The sequence below is a fragment of the Pseudomonadota bacterium genome, assembly GCA_039815145.1.
Lineage (GTDB): Bacteria > Pseudomonadota > Gammaproteobacteria > Steroidobacterales > JBCBZW01 > JBCBZW01.
The window spans coordinates 1-19,371 of the sequence record JBCBZW010000010.1 but is presented as its reverse complement, the minus strand read 5'-3'; the positions used below and the strand labels follow the sequence as shown (position 1 = coordinate 19,371).

The 19,371-nt window shown below is 66.9% G+C and carries 10 protein-coding genes; 3 read left to right on the top strand and 7 right to left on the bottom strand.

Annotated elements, in window-relative coordinates; genetic code table 11:
- Positions 1-130: 130 nt before the first annotated feature.
- On the bottom strand, positions 131-994 hold the full coding sequence (locus tag AAF184_04710) for a hypothetical protein (GenBank protein ID MEO0421611.1): 864 nt from the start codon (positions 992-994) through the stop codon (positions 131-133).
- Positions 995-1,392: 398 nt separating this feature from the next.
- On the opposite strand from AAF184_04710, the gene AAF184_04705 reads away from it, so the two are divergent.
- From AAF184_04705 to AAF184_04695, 3 genes are read left to right on the top strand one after another with little or no spacing between them, the layout of a single operon-like run.
- A complete protein-coding gene (locus tag AAF184_04705) occupies positions 1,393-2,340 on the top strand; it encodes a prenyltransferase (GenBank protein MEO0421610.1) in 948 nt (315 codons plus the stop codon).
- Positions 2,337-3,041, top strand: a complete 705-nt coding sequence (locus AAF184_04700; protein MEO0421609.1) for a ferrochelatase — start codon at positions 2,337-2,339, stop codon at positions 3,039-3,041. Before AAF184_04705 ends, AAF184_04700 begins: the two co-directional genes overlap by 4 nt.
- A gap of 36 nt (positions 3,042-3,077) precedes the next feature.
- The gene (locus tag AAF184_04695) at positions 3,078-3,971 is read left to right on the top strand and encodes a prenyltransferase (GenBank protein ID MEO0421608.1); all 894 of its coding nucleotides are present in this window, start codon (positions 3,078-3,080) and stop codon (positions 3,969-3,971) included.
- A 3-nt stretch (positions 3,972-3,974) separates the two neighbouring features.
- Here the strand turns inward: AAF184_04695 and AAF184_04690 are convergent, their stop codons facing one another.
- The 6 genes from AAF184_04690 to AAF184_04665 all read right to left on the bottom strand — a co-directional run.
- Complete coding sequence (locus AAF184_04690) at positions 3,975-11,309, bottom strand: cadherin domain-containing protein (GenBank protein MEO0421607.1); 7,335 nt, start codon at positions 11,307-11,309, stop codon at positions 3,975-3,977.
- A 263-nt stretch (positions 11,310-11,572) separates the two neighbouring features.
- Positions 11,573-12,841, bottom strand: a complete 1,269-nt coding sequence (locus AAF184_04685; GenBank protein MEO0421606.1) for an NAD(P)/FAD-dependent oxidoreductase — start codon at positions 12,839-12,841, stop codon at positions 11,573-11,575.
- Positions 12,842-12,860: 19 nt separating this feature from the next.
- Entirely contained in the window at positions 12,861-13,430 is a 570-nt protein-coding gene (locus tag AAF184_04680; protein ID MEO0421605.1) for a hypothetical protein, read from the bottom strand.
- A gap of 362 nt (positions 13,431-13,792) precedes the next feature.
- Complete coding sequence (locus tag AAF184_04675) at positions 13,793-15,418, bottom strand: DUF1501 domain-containing protein (protein ID MEO0421604.1); 1,626 nt, start codon at positions 15,416-15,418, stop codon at positions 13,793-13,795.
- A 10-nt stretch (positions 15,419-15,428) separates the two neighbouring features.
- The gene (locus AAF184_04670) at positions 15,429-18,887 is read right to left on the bottom strand and encodes a DUF1800 family protein (protein ID MEO0421603.1); all 3,459 of its coding nucleotides are present in this window, start codon (positions 18,885-18,887) and stop codon (positions 15,429-15,431) included.
- A 241-nt stretch (positions 18,888-19,128) separates the two neighbouring features.
- On the bottom strand, positions 19,129-19,371 hold a 243-nt coding region (locus AAF184_04665), incomplete at its 5' end, for a DSD1 family PLP-dependent enzyme (GenBank protein MEO0421602.1).

Below are 19,371 nucleotides of genomic sequence, written 5' to 3'. Positions count from 1 at the left end.
GGATCTAGGCCGAATCTGTAGACGGGAAAAAAGGTGCGCCGAGCCCGGGGGAGCCAGGACTCGGCGCGGGGCGGTGACCCGGGGGAGGGTCACCTAGGGGATCGGATCGCAGGGCGTTGGGCGTTGCGGATCAGGGCCCGTCGATGCCCGTGCGAGCGCGGATCTGCTTGCAGCGTGGCCGACGCAGAGAGGCGTCCGAGATTCTGCTCGGGAAGCGCAGCGTGTAGCGGAAGTCCCAATCCGCAGACCCGTCCGCGAGCGTTATCTGCGTGCCCAGGGCCTGCACCTTGCCGTCACCGAACAGATCGCTTTGGACCTCACAGGTGATCGTGACCAGCTGGGTTGGTAGTGCCGCGCCTGGGTCAACAACGGCGAATGCAGGTTGGGTGGAGCGGTAGCGCAGCGTGTCGATGAGCTGATCATCGCCGTCGAACATGCGGTACTCACCTAGCAGGAAGACACTGCCTGGGGGTAATTCGACACCGTCTTCGCCGCCGTAGGTGCCGTGGACGCGAAAGCCTTCCTCGCCGACGAAGGTGAAATAGCCATCGTCGCGCAGGGCAGCGCTCGTCATCGGCAGCCGGTGGCGCCATTGGGGGATGCGCTGGGCGTCGATGCCGTAGACCTGATGGCTGGTGTCTGCCCCGAGCTGGATCGGCTGCATGGTGGCCGTGCGGCCCTCTCGGTCGACCGCCAGCTGCACGCCGGGACTATTCACATCGAAGGTGACGCCGAAGCGTTCTGCAAAGAAGTCGAAGGCCCGCTGGCGGTAGGCGCTGGTGTTGCGCTCCGCCGCCATGTCGAAGATGGGCCCTTGCTCCGGCGGGAAGATCGCATCGATGCCGTAGAAGATGGTCGCTTCCGAGACGCCGTGATGCTCCCAGGGAGTATCGCAGCTTCTTAGGTGCTCACTCGATTCACTGGCTTGTGCGCCAGCGGCGGCGAGGGTGGCGAGGAGGCTGATCGTGAAGGCTGCCGAGCGATTGCTGATCATCGTTCACTCCTGAGGGTTGCGCTTTGCAGCCCCGCCCGATGCGGGACGGGTGAGGCGTGGGGCTTGAGCGTCTGACCTTCGCGGCTCGCGCGCAACAGCCGAGGAAGACTGATAGCGTTTCGATGTATCGAAACCGACTGATCGATCGAGGAAACTAAGAATCTGTTGGGCGAGGGAACAAATTTGATTCCGCGCCGAACGGTGAGTCGTCGCGCGAATTTGCCCACTGCCCCTTTCGGTCCGTACCGCATCAGCTGGTCGGCGGTGGTGAGTCCTGTGGGGTGCGGGTGGAGCGTGACCTCGGGGCTGTGGTCCAATCTGGGGCGGCGTGCGGGAGGCGGGTGGCGCGCCGGTAGGACGCCGCAAGTCTCCGTCGACGCGCTGGAAGACTCGATCTCGTGACAACGCAACAAGAAGCCCTGACCCCGTGGACCCGTTGGGTCTACGCGGCCAAGCCGAAGAGTTGGCCCAAGCTCCTCGTCCCCATGGCACTCGGTCAGGGCCTCGGCGCCTACGTCGCCGGCGGGGTGAGCGTGCCCGCGCTTGCATTCGGCGTGCTCTTCGTCGTGGCCGACCTGCTCTACATCGTCTTCCTGAACGACTGGGGCGACGCCGCCGTCGATCGCATCAAGCGCCAGATGTTTCCCAATGGCTGTTCGCCGAAGACCATCCCCGACCGCATCCTGCCGAGTCGCGCCGTGCTCCTGGCCGGCCTGGCGGCAGGGGCGATCGCCGTGGGCATGGCCTTCCTCTTCGAGGCGACCCTCGGTCGACCCGGACTCGGCCTCGCGGGCCTGGTGGCGCTCGCGATCTTCTGGGCCTACACGCTGCCGCCCCTGCGCCTGAATTACCGAGGCGGTGGCGAACTGCTCGAAGCCATCGGCGTGGGCGCAGTGCTCCCCTGGTTGAACGCCTACGCCCAGTCCGGGGTCACCTGGGATACGCCGTACGGGTTGCTCGGGCCCTTTGTCGTCCTGTCCTTGGCGAGTGCACTCGCGAGTGGCCTGGCCGATGAGCGTAGTGACCGCGAGGGTGGCAAGCGCACGGGGGCGAACACGCTCGGCAACCCCGCCACCAGACGCCTCGTCGAGGCCCTGGTGTTGCTCGGCGCCGCGGGTTGGGCGCTCTCGCCATGGTGGCTGGGGTCGGGTTTGCCGTGGGCGGTTCCTGCGCTGGCGGCGGCCGTGGCCTTCGCCCTGGTGCCGCGCCTGCTGTCCACCACCCGGGGCGCGGTCACGGATGCGTTTCGCGAGCAGGGCCTGTATAAGCTAGAGCTGCACCGCGCGATTTGGTGGAGCGCGACGATCCTGGCCGCGATGCTCGCGGCGCTGGCTGAGCTCACATGACGGCGATAGCGATTGACGGGGCCGCCCTCGATGCGTGGCTCGACGAAGAAGTAGGGGAGAGGGCGTCCCTTTGCCCGGGGCGCCGCGAGCCGACGTCCTTCGCGGCGCTGTGGCCGCACCTCGGTCTGACGCCTGCTCGCGCGGCGGCCGTCTACCGCCAGACCGAGCGCGTGGTGCGCGCCATCGCCATGCACTTTCCCGACAACGTCTTCTGGGACCTCGATCTGATCATCCAGGCCTTGGCCGATCGGCCCAGCGTCGAGGCCATCGAGGCGATGGGCGAGCGCTTCGTCGGGTTGGTCGACGGATTCGGCATCCACTCGAGCATCCGTTTCCGCTACGTTCACGACTTCACCTATGGATTCGATTGGGCCAAGTGGGTGGCCAAGGCGCCGGAGCAGCGCGCGCACATCGGTCCCTTCGACGAGGTCTTCCTCGCCTACCTGGAGTGCCGGCGCCAGGAGTTGCTCGTGCTGATCGCCAAGGACGATGCGAAGTACGGGCGCCTGCGGGACGAGCGTCCGCGCAACCCCTTCGGCTTCTCCCGCGAGCCTCAGGACGAGCGACGCCTGCACGAGGTGTTGGCCGATCGCGGGCAGATTCCCGTCGCCACCTGGGATCGACGGGGGCGTGCGCAGTGGGGTGCGCGCTTCGCCGAGCAGCGAGCCGAACTCGCGGTGGAGTTAGGCTTTGCGAGGTGAGCCGCGACGCGCTGACACCCGCCTGATGCCCAGCCGATGACCGTCGCGGCGTGGGTGCGCGCCGCCCGTCCTGCGGCGCAGAGCAACATCGCGCCCTCCCTGATACTCGGCCAGGTACTCGCCCTGGCGCTGGTGGGCCAGTTCTCGTGGTCGATCTTCGCCTGGTTGCTGCTCTTCGGCGTGTTTGACCAGCTGTACATCGTCTTCGCCAACGACGTCGCCGACGTCGAGACCGATCGGCGCAACCACACCGCCACGCCCTTCTCCGGCGGTAGTCGAGTGCTCACGGACGGCCAACTGTCCCGCCGGGACCTGGCGATCGCCGCCCTCCTGTGTGCGGTGCTGTTGGTGTCGGTCACGGGGGTGCTGGCCGTCGCCTACGCCCGTCCCCTGGCGCCGATCTTCGCGGGCCTGGCCGTGCTGTTGCTCTGGGCGTACAGCTATCGGCCTCTGCGCCTGTCCTACCGCGGAGGCGGAGAGCTGTTGCAGGTGCTCGGGATCGGGGTGGTGCTGCCGACCCTCGGTTACTACGCGCAGGCGGGCACCCTGAGTGCGTTTCCCTGGTTGCTTCTGCTCGCCACGCTGCCGATGCAGCTAGCGGGCGCGATAGGCACGGCCTTGCCCGACGAGCCGAGCGACCGGGAGAGCGCGAAGCGCACCCTGGCCGTACGCCTCGGGCAGGGCGGGGCGCAACGCCTGGCGCTGGCCCTGCAACTGCTGGCGAGCGCGACCTTCGTGGCCGTCTCGCCCCTGCCTATCGGGCGGCTGGCTGCGGGGGCGGTGATCGCGGTACCCACGCTTCTCGCCGCGATCCAATGGCGCACGCCGCAGGCCGTGCCTGGCCAACGCTCGATGCTGCTACGCGTGTTGGCGATCCTGAGCGCCAACGCGCTCATGACCGTGGGCATCATCATCGTCGCCCTCGTTTGAGGGCTACCAGAAGATGTTGTCCAGGCGCTCGAACTCGAGCTGGCTGCCATCCTCGTAGGTGATCGTGCCGCTGCTGTCGGCGTCCAGGTCGATCGTGCCGGCGTCCAGGTCGTAGTCGATGGTCTGACCGTCCACCTCGATCGTCCAAGGTGTGTCATCGCTGCCGGCGGGCACCTCCAATGCCACGGCGTCCCATCCCGTCCCTCCGTCGAAGCTGTTGGTGCCCGTGTCCATGGCGAAGAACTGGTACAGGTCATCGCCGCCGGCGCCGTCTACGGCGTCGTCGCCCGCGCCGCCGGTGAAGGTCTCGTTCGCATCGCTGTCGCGGGTGACGTCGATGCTGAATCCCTGGGTGGCGGTGTCGCCGTCCGCCGAAGTCGCGGTCACCTCCAACTCGACGGTGCTGCCGCCGAGCTCGCGCACCGCGTCCGCATCCGCCACCGTGACCTCACCGGTCTCAGCGTCGATGGCGAAGGCGTCGTTGGGGTTGTCCGCCAGGCTGTAGGTGACGCCGGCGTCGTCGCCGTCGGACGGCGCGGCAGTGATGCCGACCGAGTCACCGGCGGCCACGCCATCCTGTTCTTCCCACACGAAGGCCTGGGCCGGGTGCTCGTGTTCGACGTCCAGTTGCACCAGGGACACGTTGTCAATGTGTGCGCCGTAGCTGTCCGAGTCTTCGCTCGACTCCATGAACATCAGCTGATCCGTGCCGTCGGAGCCGGTGACCTCGAAGGTGATCGTCTCCCATTCCGTGGAGTCCGGGGTGACCTCCATGACCAGCTCGCCGTTCCAGTACACCTCCACCGTGTTGGTGTCGTCCGAGGTGTTCGGGCGCGCGCGCAGGTCGAAGCTCACCTGGTGCACCTCGCCCTCGGCAAGGTCGACGTTCTGATAGATGCCCTCGGCGCCGCCGCGGTTTGCGTCCAGCTCGATGGAGACGTCGCCGTCGCTCGCCTCCGTGCCCGAGAAGCCGGACTCCCACAGCTCTGTGCGGCCGACGGTCTCCCAACCCTCCAGCTCCGTCACGGTGGTCCAGTCGTTCACGGACTCGCTCTCGAAGCTGCCGTTGACGAGGAGGTTATCGCCGCCGGCGGACACCTCCACCGGGGTGATCGACAGTTCGATGCCCGCACTTCCCTGGGGCGGTGACAGGGTCAGATCGCCCGCTTCGTCCGCCGACACCAGCCAGGTGCCGTCGCCCTGGGCGTGGCCGGCGGAGAGGGTAGCGCCCTCGGGCACGCCCTCGATCACGAAGTGCAACTGGCTGCCCTCGACCTGGGACGCCGGCACCTCGATGTCGATCGGCAGGCTATCGGGCACGCCGCTCGCCACGTGGGTGACGTCGATCGTGTTCTGCGCGCCGTCGCTGTCGACGATGGCCCCTTCGCCCGCCGTATCGGCGAGGCCGGTCTGGTCGGCCACGTGCACTGTGAGGGTCTGTGACTCGACTTGGCCACTCTCGTTGGTGGCCACCACCTCCACGTCGTAGGATGACTGGGCCTCGTAGTCGAGGGTGGCGCCGTCCTTGACCTGCAGCTTGCCGTCGACGATCTCGAAGGGCGAGTCCGCATCGGTGAGCTCGTAGGTGACGCTGCCATCGGCATTGTCCGCAGCGGCGAGTACGCCCACCACCTCGCCGCCTTCTGCACCTTCTTCGATGACCAGCATCTCGTTGCCGTTAGCATCGAAGCTCTGCACGCGGATGTTGTCGATACCGTAGGACTCATCGCGCAGGGATTGGTGCAAGGTGCTACCGAAGGCCAGCGCCATGACGCCGTCTTCCGGTGCTTCCAGGGTGATGGTGATCTCGTGCACCTGATCAGCCCACCCTGAGTAGCCCATCTGCACGGACTCTTCCGAGTCGATCGTGTAGGTCACGCCGTCAGCGCCGCCTTCGCGATCGACGTCCGTCGGTCGGCTGCTGCTCTCGTGGGTGAAGGTCTCGTTGAGCACGGTCTCGCCGTTGATGTCGACGATGAAGGTCTCGACGCCCGCATCGCGGCTCCAGTAGCCCGCGTCCCAGCTGTCGATCTCGTAGAAATCGAAGGTGACGGTGACGTACTCCGCATCGTCGGCCACGCCGAAGTCCTTGGTAGTGGCTTGCTCACCGTCGGCGGCGCCGAAGCGACCGAGGAAGGCACCGAAGGCGGAGTCGCCTTCGCCGGTGGTGATGTCGTTGGACCAGCCGGATGCACCATCGTCGAAGGTCTCGGTCTGCGCGGTGACCGTGAACAGCCCCTCGGACTCGTTGCCCACGTCGATGGTGAAGCTCTGCGCTGAGGTGGAACCGTCCTGCGAGGTGGCCGTGACCTCGATCTGCATGCTGGCGTTGAGTTCGTAGTCGATGGCGCTCGGATCGGCCACGGTGACCTCGCCCGACTCCGCGTCGATGGTGAAGGCGCCGCCCGCATCGTCGCTCAGGCTGTAGCTAACACCGTTGTTGGTACCATCCCCATCGGCGGCGAAAGCGGTCACCCCGACCGTGTCGCCGGCGGTGGCGTTCTCGGAGACGAAGTTGGCGGCGCCGTCCGTGTCCGCGACGGCAGAGACGTCGAACTCATCGTCGTCGGTGAGGGTGATGTCGAAGGTCTGCGTGCTAGACGAGCCGTCCGTGGAGGTTGCCGTGACCTCGATCTGCATCGTGTCGCTCGCTTCGAAGTCGAGCGCCGTGGTGTCGTTCACGGTCACCACGCCGGTGCTCGCATCGATGGCGAAGGCATCGTCGGGGTTGCTGCTGAGCGAGTAGGAGACCTCGTTGGTCGCGCCGTCCGCATCGCTGGCAAAGGCGGTGATGCCGACGGTGGTGCCGTTGCTGGCGCCCTCGGCGATGACGCTCGCCGTCCCGTCCGTGTCGCTCACCGCCGAGGTATCGAATTCATCGATGTCTGAGACCTCGACGTCGAAGATCTGGGTCGAGGTGGAGCCGTCTTGCGAGGTGGCGGTGACCTCGATCTGCATGCTTTGAGCGGACTCGAAATCCAGACCCGTGGGGTCTGCCACGGTGACTTCGCCCGTCTGCGGATCGATGGCGAAGGCGTCGTTCGGGTTGTCGCTGAGGGTGTACTCGACGCCGTTGTTGGTGCCGTCGGCGTCGGCGGCGAAGGCGGTGACCCCGACCGAGTCGCCCGCCGAGGCGTTCTCGGCGACGGTATTGGCGGCCCCGTCGGCATCGCTCACCGCGGAGACATCGAACTCGTTGCCGTCGGTGATGGCGATGTCGAAGGTCTGGGTCGAGGAGGAGCCATCCTGGGAGGTGGCGGTGACCTCGATCTGCATCGACTCGGCGGATTCGAAGTCGAGCCCATCCGGGTCCGCCACCGTGACTTCACCGGTCACCGAATCGATGGCGAAGGCGTCGTTAGGGTTCTCGCTGAGCGAGTACTCGACGGCGTTGGACGTGCCGTCCGCATCGGTGGCGAAGGCCGTCACACCGACCGAGTCGCCGGCAAGCGCCGTCTCAGCGACGGTGTTGGCGGCGCCGTCGTCATCGCTGACCGGTGAGATGTCGAACTCGTCGCTATCGGTGATGGCGATGTCGAAGGTCTGCGTTGAGGTGGAACCGTCCTGCGAGGTGGCCGTGACCTCGATTTGCATGGATTGGGCGGATTCGAAGTCCAGACCCGACGGAGCAGCGACTGTCACCTCGCCGGTCACAGGATCGATTGCGAAGGCATCGTTGGGGTTCTCGCTGAGCGAGTACTCCACGCCACTGCTGGTGCCATCGGCGTCGCTCGCGAACGCAGTGACTCCCACGGAATCGCCCACGCCAGCATTCTCAGCGACCGAGTTGGCGAGACCGTCGTTGTCGGCCACCGCGGAGACGTCGAACTCATCGCTATCGGTGATGGCGATGTCGAAGGTCTGTGTGGAGGTGGAGCCGTCCTGCGAGGTAGCGGTGACCTCGATCTGCATGGACTGGGCGGACTCGAAGTCCAGCCCTTCCGGATCAGCGACGGTGACCTCGCCCGTCACCGGATCGATGGCGAAGGCGTCGTTGGGGTTCGCACTGAGTGAGTACTCAACCCCACTGTTGGTACCGTCGGTGTCGCTAGCGAAGGCGGTCACTCCCACCGTCTCGCCTACGGTAGCGCTTTCGGCGATCGTGTTGGCGACCCGGTCGGCATCGCTCACCGCGGAGACATCGAACTCGTCGCTATCGCTGACAGCGATGTCGAAGGTCTGTGTGGAGGTGGAACCGTCCTGCGACGTCGCCGTGACCTCGATCTGCATGGACTGGGCGGACTCGAAGTCCAAACCTGCGGGGTCAGCGACGGTGACCTCTCCCGTCACCGGATCGATGGCGAAGGCCTCGTTGGGATTCTCGCTGAGCGAGTACTCAACGCCGTTGTTGGTGCCATCGGCGTCGGCGGCAAAGGCGGTGACGCCGATCGGATCGCCGACCGCAGCATTCTCACCGATCGTGTTGGCGACCCCGTCGTTATCCTCCACCGAGGAGACGTCGAACTCATCGCTGTCGGTGACCGCGATGTCGAAGGACTGTGCGGAGGTGGAGCCGTCCTGCGAGGTCGCGGTGACCTCGATCTGCATGGACTGGGCGGACTCGAAGTCCAAACCTGCGGGGTCAGCGACGGTCACTTCGCCGGTGTTCGGGTCGATGGCGAAGGCGTCGTTGGGGTTCTCGCTGAGTGAGTACTCGACGCCGTTGTTGGTGCCGTCGGCGTCGCTCGCGAAGGCAGTGACTCCCACTGAATCGCCCTCGTCAGCATTCTCAGCGACCGAGTTGGCGAGACCGTCGTTGTCCTCTACCGGGGAGACGTTGAACTCATCGCTATCGGTGACGGCGATGTCGAAGGTCTGTGCGGAGGTGGAGCCGTCCTGCGAGGTCGCCGTGACCTCGATCTGCATGGACTGGGTGGATTCGAAATCCAAGCCTGCCGGGTCAGCGACGGTGACCTCGCCCGTCACGGGATCGATGGCGAAGGCATCGTTCGGGTTCTCGCTGAGCGAGTACTCAACACCGTTGTTCGTGCCATCGGCATCGGCGGCAAAGGCGGTGACGCCGATCGAATCACCGACTGCAGCATTCTCAGCGACCGTGTTGGCGACACCATTGTTATCCTCCACCGCGGAGACGTCGAACTCATCGCTGTCTGTGACCGCGATGTCGAATGACTGCGAGGAGGTGGAGCCGTCCTGCGAGGTCGCCGTAACCTCGATCTGCATGGACTGGGCGGATTCGAAGTCCAGCGCCGCGGGGTCAGCCACCGTTACCTCGCCCGTGACCGGATCGATGGCGAAGGCGTCGTTCGGATTCTCGCTGAGCGAATACTCGACGCCGCTGCTGGAGCCGTCTGCATCGCTGGCGAAGGCGGTCACGCCCACGCGGTCGCCCGCGGCCGCGTTCTCGGCCACCGTGTCGCTGCCGGCATCGCGGTCCGCGGTGGCCGTGATGTCGAACTCGTTCTCGTCGGTGACGGCGATCTCGAAGGTCTGGGTTGAGGTGGAGCCGTCCGCCGAGGTGGCGGTCACCTCGATCTGCATGGACGATGCCGACTCGAAGTCGATGCCCGCCGGGTCCGCCACGCTGACCACGCCGGTTTCGCTGTCGATGGCGAAGGCGTCGTTGGGGTTGCCAGTCAGGCTGTAGCTGACGGCGTCAGTACCGTCCGCGTCCTCGGCGGCGGCCGCGACGCCGACGAGGTCGCCGACGCGGGCGTTCTCGCTGACCAGGTTCGGTGCGTCATCGGTGTCGCCGGCGGGGGTGACCGAGTACTCGTTGACATCATCAACCGCAATGTCGAAGCGTTGCGTGCTCGTCGAGCCGTCCTGCGCGGTGGCCGTGACCTCGATCTGCATGCTCGGTGAGGTTTCGAAGTCGATACCGGCGGGATCGGCGACCGTGACGACACCGCTGCTCGCGTCGATGGCGAAGGCCCCGTTGGGGTTCTCGCTGAGCGAGTACTGCACGGCGTTATCGCTGCCGTCTTCGTCGACGGCGCTCACCGCCACGCCGACGGTGTCTCCAACGTTGGCGTTCTCGGTGATTCCGTCCTGCGCGGCATCTCCGTCCACCACGGGGGACAGGTCGAACTCGTCGTGGTCGGTGACCTGGATGACGAAGCTTTGCGTGCTGACGGCGCCGTTCGGTGAAGTGGCCTCAACCACGATCTCGTGGCTCTGGGCGCTCTCGAAGTCCAGCAGCTCGGGTGCCGCGACGGTCACTTCGCCGGTCGCAGAGGCGATCGCGAAGCGTCCGCCGGCATCGTCGGCGAGGGAGAAGGTAACGGGGGCGTCTTCGTTGCCAGGGGCTGTCGCGACGATGCCTACGCGATCCCCTTGGGCGGCGTTCTCGCCCACCTCGTTGGTAGCGCTGGCGCCGTCAGCGATCACCGTGGTGTCGGCAGCGGCGGCGGCTGGTGGTTGTTCGTTGTTCTCAGTCTGCGAGGAGGAGGCGCTGGTCGCTGCCTCCTGATCCCCTTGGGCGGCGTTCTCACCCACCTCGCCGGGCGCGCTGGCGCCGTCGGAGATCGCCGTGGTGTTGCCGGCGGCGGCTTCGGGGGCGTCCTGCGTATCTTGACCGGCCGCTGCGGCGGGCGGTGCTTCGTTGTCCTCAGTCGGCGCGGGAGGGGCGCTGGTCGCGGCCTCCTCATCGCCACGGGCGGCGTTCTCACCCGCCTCGTCGGGCGCGCTGGCGCCGTCGGAGACCGCCGTGGTGTCGCTGGCGGCGGCTTCGGGGGCGCCCTGCGTATCTTGATCGGCCGCCGCGGCGGGTGGTGCTTCGTTGTCCTCGGTTGGCGAGGAAGGGGCGCTGGTCGCGGCCTCCTCGTCACCGCTTGTGTCGTCGAGTTCCACGGGGATGAAGGACCCGTTGGGTATCTCCGATTCCCCTTGAGGGAAGGCGGGACCTGCCCGCTCGGCATCCGAAGCGAACGTGCGCGATGCACCAGGCGTCGCGTCGTCAGTAGCCCCTTCTTCGGCGGGCGATGCGGCGTTGATCGGAGCGGGGGACTCGTCCTCGCTGTTACCGCTCGGCGCTGAGTTGCTCGAACCGCGGCGCGACTCGGCGCCCCCGTTGTCCGCCGGCGCACCGTCGAGCGACACCGTGCGCGCATCCACCTGCACGTCTTCGATGGACGTTGCCTCCGGCGTACGCTCCACGAGCGTCTCGCTGTCGCCGTCGGCCGCAAACTCCGGTGTCCCGTAGCCGCCCGCACGCGGTGCCTGACCTGCCTGGTCGCCGTCGCCGTCGACCTTCACCTCCTGCACGTCCTCCCGGCGTCGTTCGGCGCCCTGCTGGCCGACCTCGCGGTCGAGGGCGGAATCGATCGTGTTCGGACCGCGCTTCGGTTGTGCCTGGTCTTGTTCTGCGTCGCTCATGGTGCTCTATCTCGATACGTCGGCCCGCTCGGGGCGCCGGTGTTGACGGGCGATGCGCACGGCGCGATCGCTCCTTCTCAGTGTTCGGCTATCGGACGGGATAGAGAAAACCCACAGGCCGTTGTTGCATAACGGTGTGGGTTTTTTCGCTTTACAGTGGGATTAAGAGAAGTACGCCGTGGACGGTCCCCAGCGGCCGTACCGCCGTCACGCTGGGGAGCTACGTGAGGTTTTGAGTCACCAGGGCGTTGAGGCGTGACCGTTCAGGGACCGCCGAACATCTCTGCAGTGATGCCGGCGTACCAGCCGACGCTCTCGAGGTAGTTGGCGCGCCGGGTCGCTTCAGGCTCGTCCGTGCTCGAGACGAAGCCGGATACCTTGGCGATCTTCTCCGGCGTGGCCTCGTAGGTGGCGCCGATCTTCACGCTGTCGTCTTCGGCGACCAGGGACCAGCACGTGTTGGCGTAGCTCGCCGCTGGCGGCGGTGCATCGCTCAGCGAGGCGAGGATGGCGCGCACGGCCACCTTGGCCTGGCTGTTGGCGGAGAAGGCCGACTTCGGCATATCGCCCTGTTGCGAGGCGTCGCCCAGGATGTAGATGTTCTCATCGGCGCGGCTGCGCATGCTGGCCGGCACCACCGGCGCCCAACCGCTCGCCGCGGTGAGTCCGGCATCGGCACAGATACGCCCCGCCTGCTGCGCCGGCACCACGTTGCACACATCAACGGCCTGCACCGCGCCGTCGATGACCACCTGCATACGGTCGGGGCGCACTTCCACCTTGGCGCCGCCTGCATCCCCATCGATGCGTTCGATCATGCCGGGGTAGTGGCGAGACCAGCTCTCCTCGAACAGGGCCTGCTTGGCGAAGCGCGTCTTGGGATCGATGATCAACAGCTTGGCCGTGGGGTTGGTCGCCTTCAGCGTTCGGGCGAGCATGGAGACGCGCTCGTAGGGGCCCGGGGGGCAACGGTAGGGGTTCGGCGGGGCGATCAACGCGAATAGACCGCCAGGTCTCATCGCCAGCACCTGGCTGCGCAGGAGCGCGAGCTGTGTGCCGCCCTTGTAGGCGTGGGGCATCTTGTTCTGGGCGCTGAGGTCCCAGCCGGGCACAGCGCCCGGCACGAAGTCGATGCCAGGGCTCAGCACGAGGCGGTCGTAGGCGATCGTCGAGCCGCTCGCGAGGCGCACTTCCCGCTTGTCGCGCTCTATCCCCAGCACCCAGTCGTGCACCACGTTCACCCCGTACTGGGAGGCAAGGCGGGTGTAGGAGTGGGCGAGGCTGTCGTGTTGGCGAAAGCCGCCGAGGTAGAGGTTGGAGTAGAAGCAGCTGTGGTAGGTGCGCGTGGGTTCCACCAACACCACGTCCACCGCGCCCTCGGACTCGCGCGATAAGGCGAGGGCGGCCGTCGCGCCGCCGGCGCCGCCGCCCACGATGACCACCCGCGGGCGCGTCTGGGCTCGCAGGAGCCGTGACGACAGGGTGAGGGCGGCGACCCCGGCGCCGACGAATTCGCGTCGCTTGAGCGTCATGGTGAGCCTTGCAGAGCCGTTAGTCTTGCAGCGAGTTGAGCTCGTCTTCGTACTTCTTGACCAGGGCGATGTTGCCCTTCGGCTGGTTCAGGGCTTGCTCCATCATTTTGAGGCCCGGCCCCATCATCTTCTCCATCTGGGCCCACTGCGCGGGAGGCATGGAGTCTTTCATTGCCTTCATCTCCTCCATCTGCGCCCGCGACTCCTCGAGGTCGCCGCTGGCGGCAGCCATCGCGAGCCCCACGCTGTAGGCCACCGTCTGCACGCGCTCGGGCGTGAAGTTGTGGCGCTTCAGAATCGCCTTGGCCTTCTCCTGGCCGGCGAGGCGCTCAGCGAAGTTCGGGCCGGTGGGATTCTCGTCGAGCTTGAGGCCGAGCGCCTGAAGCTCCTTGGCGACCTTGAGCAGCCCGGTGACGTCGCCCTCCTTCAGCACGATCGGATCGGGCAGTTCGCCAGCCATCATGGCGGCGCCCATGTCGTCCTGGGCGTGCGCGCTGATGGGCGCGATCGCCGCTCCGAGCGTGAGCAGGCCGCTGAGCAGCCACGGGATGAGCTTGGCGTGGGGTGAGGGTGAGTTGGGGCTTCGCATGAGAACTCCTGTTCTTGCTTTGAGGCGCTGATCGCGGCCGCCGAGTCGATCGGTCGACACGGGCGCGAATGACGGCCGCAAGGGTACCAGGATGGTGATTGTCGAGCGTCCGGGGCGCGGGCCTGGCGTGCGTGGATAGGTGGAAAATCGATCTAACCTCCTGTCCCGAAACTACTTTACGCCATTCCCTCGCGGATCCAGGAAACACGATGATTCACACCGAGGGGCCCGATTGCGGCTGCTGTCGCGGCGATGACGTTCTCCGGGGCGGTTCATGCTGCTGGCGCTCAAAAGCGGCGGACTCGAACGGCGGCGGACTCGAAGCTCAGCCGAGTAGGCTCCGGCCGCAGCCTAGGTTGACGCTAGGTCAGCAACTCCCCGAGCAGAGCGCTGGCGATGTCCCCGGGATCGCGGGCGAAGTTGGCGAGGTTCGGCAACAGCGCTCGTAGGTCGTCGCGCGTCACGCCGAACCAGTCCACCGCGGTGGCCGTGAGCTGATCGTTGGCCAGGGTGGGAATCAGGCGACCCTTGTCGGAGATGTCATCGTCCGACCCCAGGGCCAGGCTTGGTGCATCGCCGAGCATGCCGGGGGTGCGCATGCCGCCGCCCAGCACGAGCTGATGGGTAGCCCAGCCGTGATCGGTGCCGTCGCCGTTGTTGCTCAAGGTGCGACCGAAGTCCGATTGGGTGTACGCGAGAACGTTGTCCGCGAGGCCCAGGTCACCCATGGCCTTGTGGAACTTATCGAGGCCCAGGCTGAGCTCTCGTAGCAGCGCGGGATGGGTCTCAGCTTGGTTGCTGTGTGTATCGAAGCCGTCGAGGTGGGCCAGGAAGATCTGGCGCCCGTAGCCCTGATCGCTGGCCAGCTTGATCATGGTGGCGATCGCTGCGAGCTGAGCGATGAAGCTGCCGAAGGCCGAGGGCAGTTCGAGGTTGAGGTCGTCCGCGGAGGGGATGGCGAAGAGGTCGCTGCCCCGGTTGCCGTAGAGGTCCGCCGAGGTGTAGGCGAGGCGCGCCTGGGTGGCCTGCCAATCGTCGTTCAGCTGGGCGAGGACGTCGTCCGAGCGATCGCCCAAGCGCTGATAGGCCTGCTCGAAGAGGTTCTCGGGCGAACGGGGCGTGCGGGTGGTGTAGTCCTGGGCCGGTGGTCGCACCGTGTCGTCGAAGCGAGGGGCTCGTGGATCGCCCATGAGGTATTGGTAGAGCGCCCGTCGGTTCGCGGCGAGGCGGTCGACGTTGCTGTCGATGGCGCCATCGATGGCGAAGGGATTGAAGGCCGTGGGTCCGGTGGACGGCAACACCACCGGGGTGGTGCGCTCACCGGTGAGCATTTTGCTGGCGCTGTCCATGGACACGTTTAGCCCTAAGGGAAACGCCGGGTCGTAGGCGCCGAACCAACGGTCCGCCAGCTGTCCTGCCCAGCCAGGGCCGTTCAGTTGATCGGCGCGCCCCAGCTCGAGCTGGCGACGCTGGTGGTTGTGGGCGAAGAGGAACAGGGGGAGGTCGGCGCTGCCGTCCTCGATCTGCGCCTTGCTGGTGGGCCCCACGAGGTTGCCCGTGTTGAGCACGGCCTTGACGCTGGCGCTCTCCAGCAGCTGGGCGATCTCCGGCATGACGCTGTTGACGCCGAGCGGCATGCCCGGCAGGGCGTACATGCCTGCTAGGTAGGCCTGGGCCGCGTCCAGGGGAGTGTCGCCGCGGTAGGGGTTCGCCCCAGGCGCGATGGTGGCATCAGGAACGGTGAGCGTCGTGTCGGCGACGGCCAGGCTGCCGCGGGTGGCCGCGTAGGTGGCGTAGGCGTCGGTGGCCGATAGGGGCAGCAGCATGTTGTGCGCATCGTTACCACCACGCAGCATGATGACCACCAGGGCTTTGTAGTCGCCCGTCGGTACCCCGTTGTTCGCGCTCGCGCGGGTGGCGCCGAGGGTGCAGCAGCCCACGCTCGCGAGCGAGCTCAAGCGCAGGAAGTCACGTCGGTCGAGTGTCATGGGGAGTTCCTCACTGCACCATGTAGGCCGGCATCGAGGTGGCCATCACCAGCGCGTCGCGCACCAGCTCCCACGCCTCGAGCACGCGCTTGTCGGTCTTCACCTCGGGTGGGTCGTCGGCCCGCTCGCCCTTGTGCATGCCGTCGCGCAGGTGCTGGGTGAGGGCATCGCGGTACTCGCCCGGCAAGGCGCCGCCGAACAGACGCTCGTCCACCCAGTCGACCAGCGCGCCGACGGCGGCGGCCTTGAAGGGCTGTCCGCCGTTCTCGTCTTCGAGGTTGATGCTGGCGAAGTCCATGTTGCTGTCGCCCTCCATGGCCAGCTCCATGGCGTTCAGGGGGGCGGTGAAGTTCACATCGAAGACCCGACCGTTGGAGAAGCCCAGTACCCGACGTTCGCTCAAGCCCCGATCGAAGCGCACGAACTCGCGGGTATTGGCGAGGGCCAGCACCAGGTTGGCGACGTTGGCGTAGTACTGGTCCGTCAACATCACCATCTCCGGCGCCAGGAGCTCGGCCTGGGTGAGGTCCGCGTCCGGTGGCACGAAATCGGGGGCGAAGAAGTTGAAGACGGACTCGGCGCGCATGGGCGCATAGCCGATGACTTCCTCGAGCTCGTTCTCGTAGTAGATGTTGACCTCGGTGATCGGCACGTCGACCTTGTTGCTCATGAAGCCCGACGGCACGGGCGCGACATCCACGGCCCGCAGCAACTGCGTGTAGGCCAGCAGCGGCTCCTTGATCTTGCTGCTGGCGGTGCCTGGTGCGTAGGCGTCCTGATCGAGGAGGACCGACTTGAGCACGGCGCCGAGATTGCCTCGTACGCCCGCGCCGTCATCGACGAACACACCCGCCACCCGCGCCACGTACTGCGGCGAGGGGTTCGCGGTGACGAAGTGCGCGATCAGGTGCTTGGCGATGTAGGGGGCGATGTTCGGGTGGTCGAACAGCACGTCCAAGCTCGCGTCGAGTCCGCTGCGGGTGGAGTTGCCGTTACCGTCGAGGGTGCGGTCCGCGGCGTCTAGGGCGAGGCGTTGGCCGAGCAGGGTGATGTGGCCGTCGCCTTCGCCGTCGTAGTAGGGATCGAGTTCGTCTTCGTGGAAGCTCGGGTCGAAGACCATCGGTCGGGTGTGTTCGCCGTCGCCCGTGCGCGGACCGCGGAAGTTGCGGCCGCCGGCCAGGTGCCAGCCGGTCATCACCTTCGCTAGCTCCTCGATGTCGCGTTGGGCGTAGACCGGGGTCGGCAGCCCGGCGCTGTCGAAGACCGGCTCGCCACCCTCCGTCAGCGCGTACAGCCCGAGGGTGAACAGCTGCACGAGTTCGCGGGCGAAGTTCTCGTCGGGGCGCGTGGCGTCCTGCGCGCTTGCCTTCTTGTTGCCCGCGTGGGAGAGGAAGGTGCCCATGGTGGGGCTGCGGGCGACATCGCCGAGGAGCTCGTGGTAGCTGCCGAAGGCGTGCCGGGCGAGGAGGTCGTAGAAGTAGGCGAGGCTCTCTCCGCGCTGGTCGAGGGGCGGTGTGCTGGTGGAGGTCACGAGCAGCTGACTCAAGGCGTAGGCCATGCGCTGGCGCAGAGGGTCGCTGCCCACCAGGGGGTGGTCCACGGAGCCGAACACGTTGTCGTGCCACGCCGCCATCTGGAAGCGGCGCACGAGCGGTTCGGCCGTGCGCTCGTTGAAGGCCACGCTGCCGTCCACCTCGTCCACGGTGAAGAAATCGACATCGGGGGCGAAGGCCTCGGCGATCTCGATCGTGCGCTCCAGGTGCGTCGGCCACGCGTCGCTGGCGCTGTCGTAGGCCGAGGGCGTCGCCAGCTGCGCGTCCACCCAGGCCTCGGGGCCGAGGCGCTCGAGATCGGCCATCAGGGTGGGGGTGGGGCCGAAGGTGCCCATGGAGAGGAGCTTGAAGCGCTGCGCTGTGGTGAAGTTGGCCGGCGCACTTACACGGGGGTCGCGCGGGTTGGCATCCGCGGTGTCCTCTACGCCGTCGCCGTCATCGTCCGGATCGGTCGCATCGGGGATGCCGTCGCCGTCAAGATCATCCTCGGCGGGCTCCGGCGGCGCGCTGTCGCGGGTGGGGTCGAGGGGGAAGTCGTCGTCGCTGTCCTCGACGCCGTCGTTGTCGTCGTCGCGGTCGAAGCTGTCGAGCATGCCGTCTGCGTCCGTGTCCAACGCGCTCGGTTGGGCCGTGCGTACGGCGTCCGAGAAGGCTTGCGCCTGTGCTTGGGCAAAGGCCTGCGGCGTCGTCTGCTCGTCACGAACCTGCGCCAGGTCGCGCAGGGTGTCCGACTGCACCACCGCGAGGACGGCGGCGCCGGTGGAGCTGACCGGGCTTGCGTCGGGACTGGCCAGGAGCGCGTTGACCTCAGCCACCGCACGGGCCACGGCGTCCACCTGGGCCTCGGACAATGGAGCCCCGGCTGCCTCGGCGATCGCACTCGAGAGGGCGTTTCCCAGCGGCTCGGCATCACTGAGGGAGGCGCCGCCGATCAGGCGCTCCCCGAGTTGCCGCTGCAGGGCCTGCTCCAGGCGTGCGACCGCGCGCGGGTCGGTACCTGCGGCGAGGGCGCTTTCGCGCAGGGCACGCAGGGTGAAGGCCAGCTCCTGCATGAGCTGTAGCAACGTGTTGGCCTCCGTATCGCCGCCGAGGCTCGCCTCCCAGACATCCAGGGTGCGCAGCGTGTCGGTATCGGCCTGCACACCTAGTGCATCGAGTAGCCGTTCGGCCTGGGCGTCGTCGCCGAGGCTCGTCAGCAGGCTGGTGAGGGGGGTGACCGTGAAGGTCTCCGTGGAGCTTTCGGGGATGCTGGCCACCATGGTGAAGCCCTCCAAGCGAAGGCCTGTGAAGGTATCCACGCCGTCCGTGGCGATCAGCCGCGCCGTGATCCCCGGCTGTGGCGTGAAGTCCGGCACCATCACGTAGCCCTCATCATCCGAGAGGGCCGAGGGTTCATCCACGTCCAGCACGCCGTCGCCATCCAGGTCGACGTAGACGATCGCATCGGCGACAGGGCCGTCGATCACTCGTGCCTCGAGCACATCCACCACGTCTACTGCTACCGAGGCGCTTGCGGTGTCGTCCGCGGTGGTGGCCACAATCTCGAAGAGATAACGGTTGTCCGTGTTAGCCGGATCTTCGAAGTCGGGAGGATCGAGAAAGAGTACGCTCTGCCCGTCTATCCGCAGGCGCGAGGCGTCCGGTCCGTCGAGGGCAAGCGAGAGAACGCCGCCGTCGCTCGTGCTGGCGGAGAAGTCGAGGGCTTTCGCGCTGCCCTCGGCGACGCTCACCCGCGCCGACGCGCTGATCGAGGGTGTGGAGGGCGCGGGAGCGGGATCCGTGTTGCCGGTCTCATCGCTGGGCGGCGGTGAGCTGCCGCCGCCACCTCCGCTATCGCCACCGCAGCCTGCGGCCAGGGCGAAGAGCGCCAAGAGGACGGGGGCGAGGCGTGTGCGCAGCGGCGCTCGGATTTGCATAAGTACCTTGCCTGATCGGTCGCACGGACCCTGGCGCTTGCAGGCGCCGCGGTGGGCGTAGGACCAGATGCTCGGCAAGGTGGCGAGTACGCACGATGAACGCGATCGCGGAAACGCAATCGCGCCGGAGTTACTTTACAGAACTATTCGCCAAGGGGTGCTGCGATGAGATGCAGTGCCGCTGGAATCTTAGGTAACGGGCGCGCCAGCGTTCCCCGTATGTCATAAGGCTGGGCGCTTGCTACCAGCCGTTCACGCGTGGCCAGAAGTCGGTGCTGCCACCGCCTTCATCGATGAGGACATAACCCTCAAAGCCGGCGGCGGTCATGCACACGTGATTGGGCAACACGCGCACCTGTGTGCCCACCGGCAGGCGTGCCACCACGTCCGGCCCCTTCACGTGTCCGTGCTCCTGGCTCACCGCGGCCACCCGATAGTCGGGCAGCAATCGACCTGTGGCCGCGTCCGCGAGGAGACCGTAGGC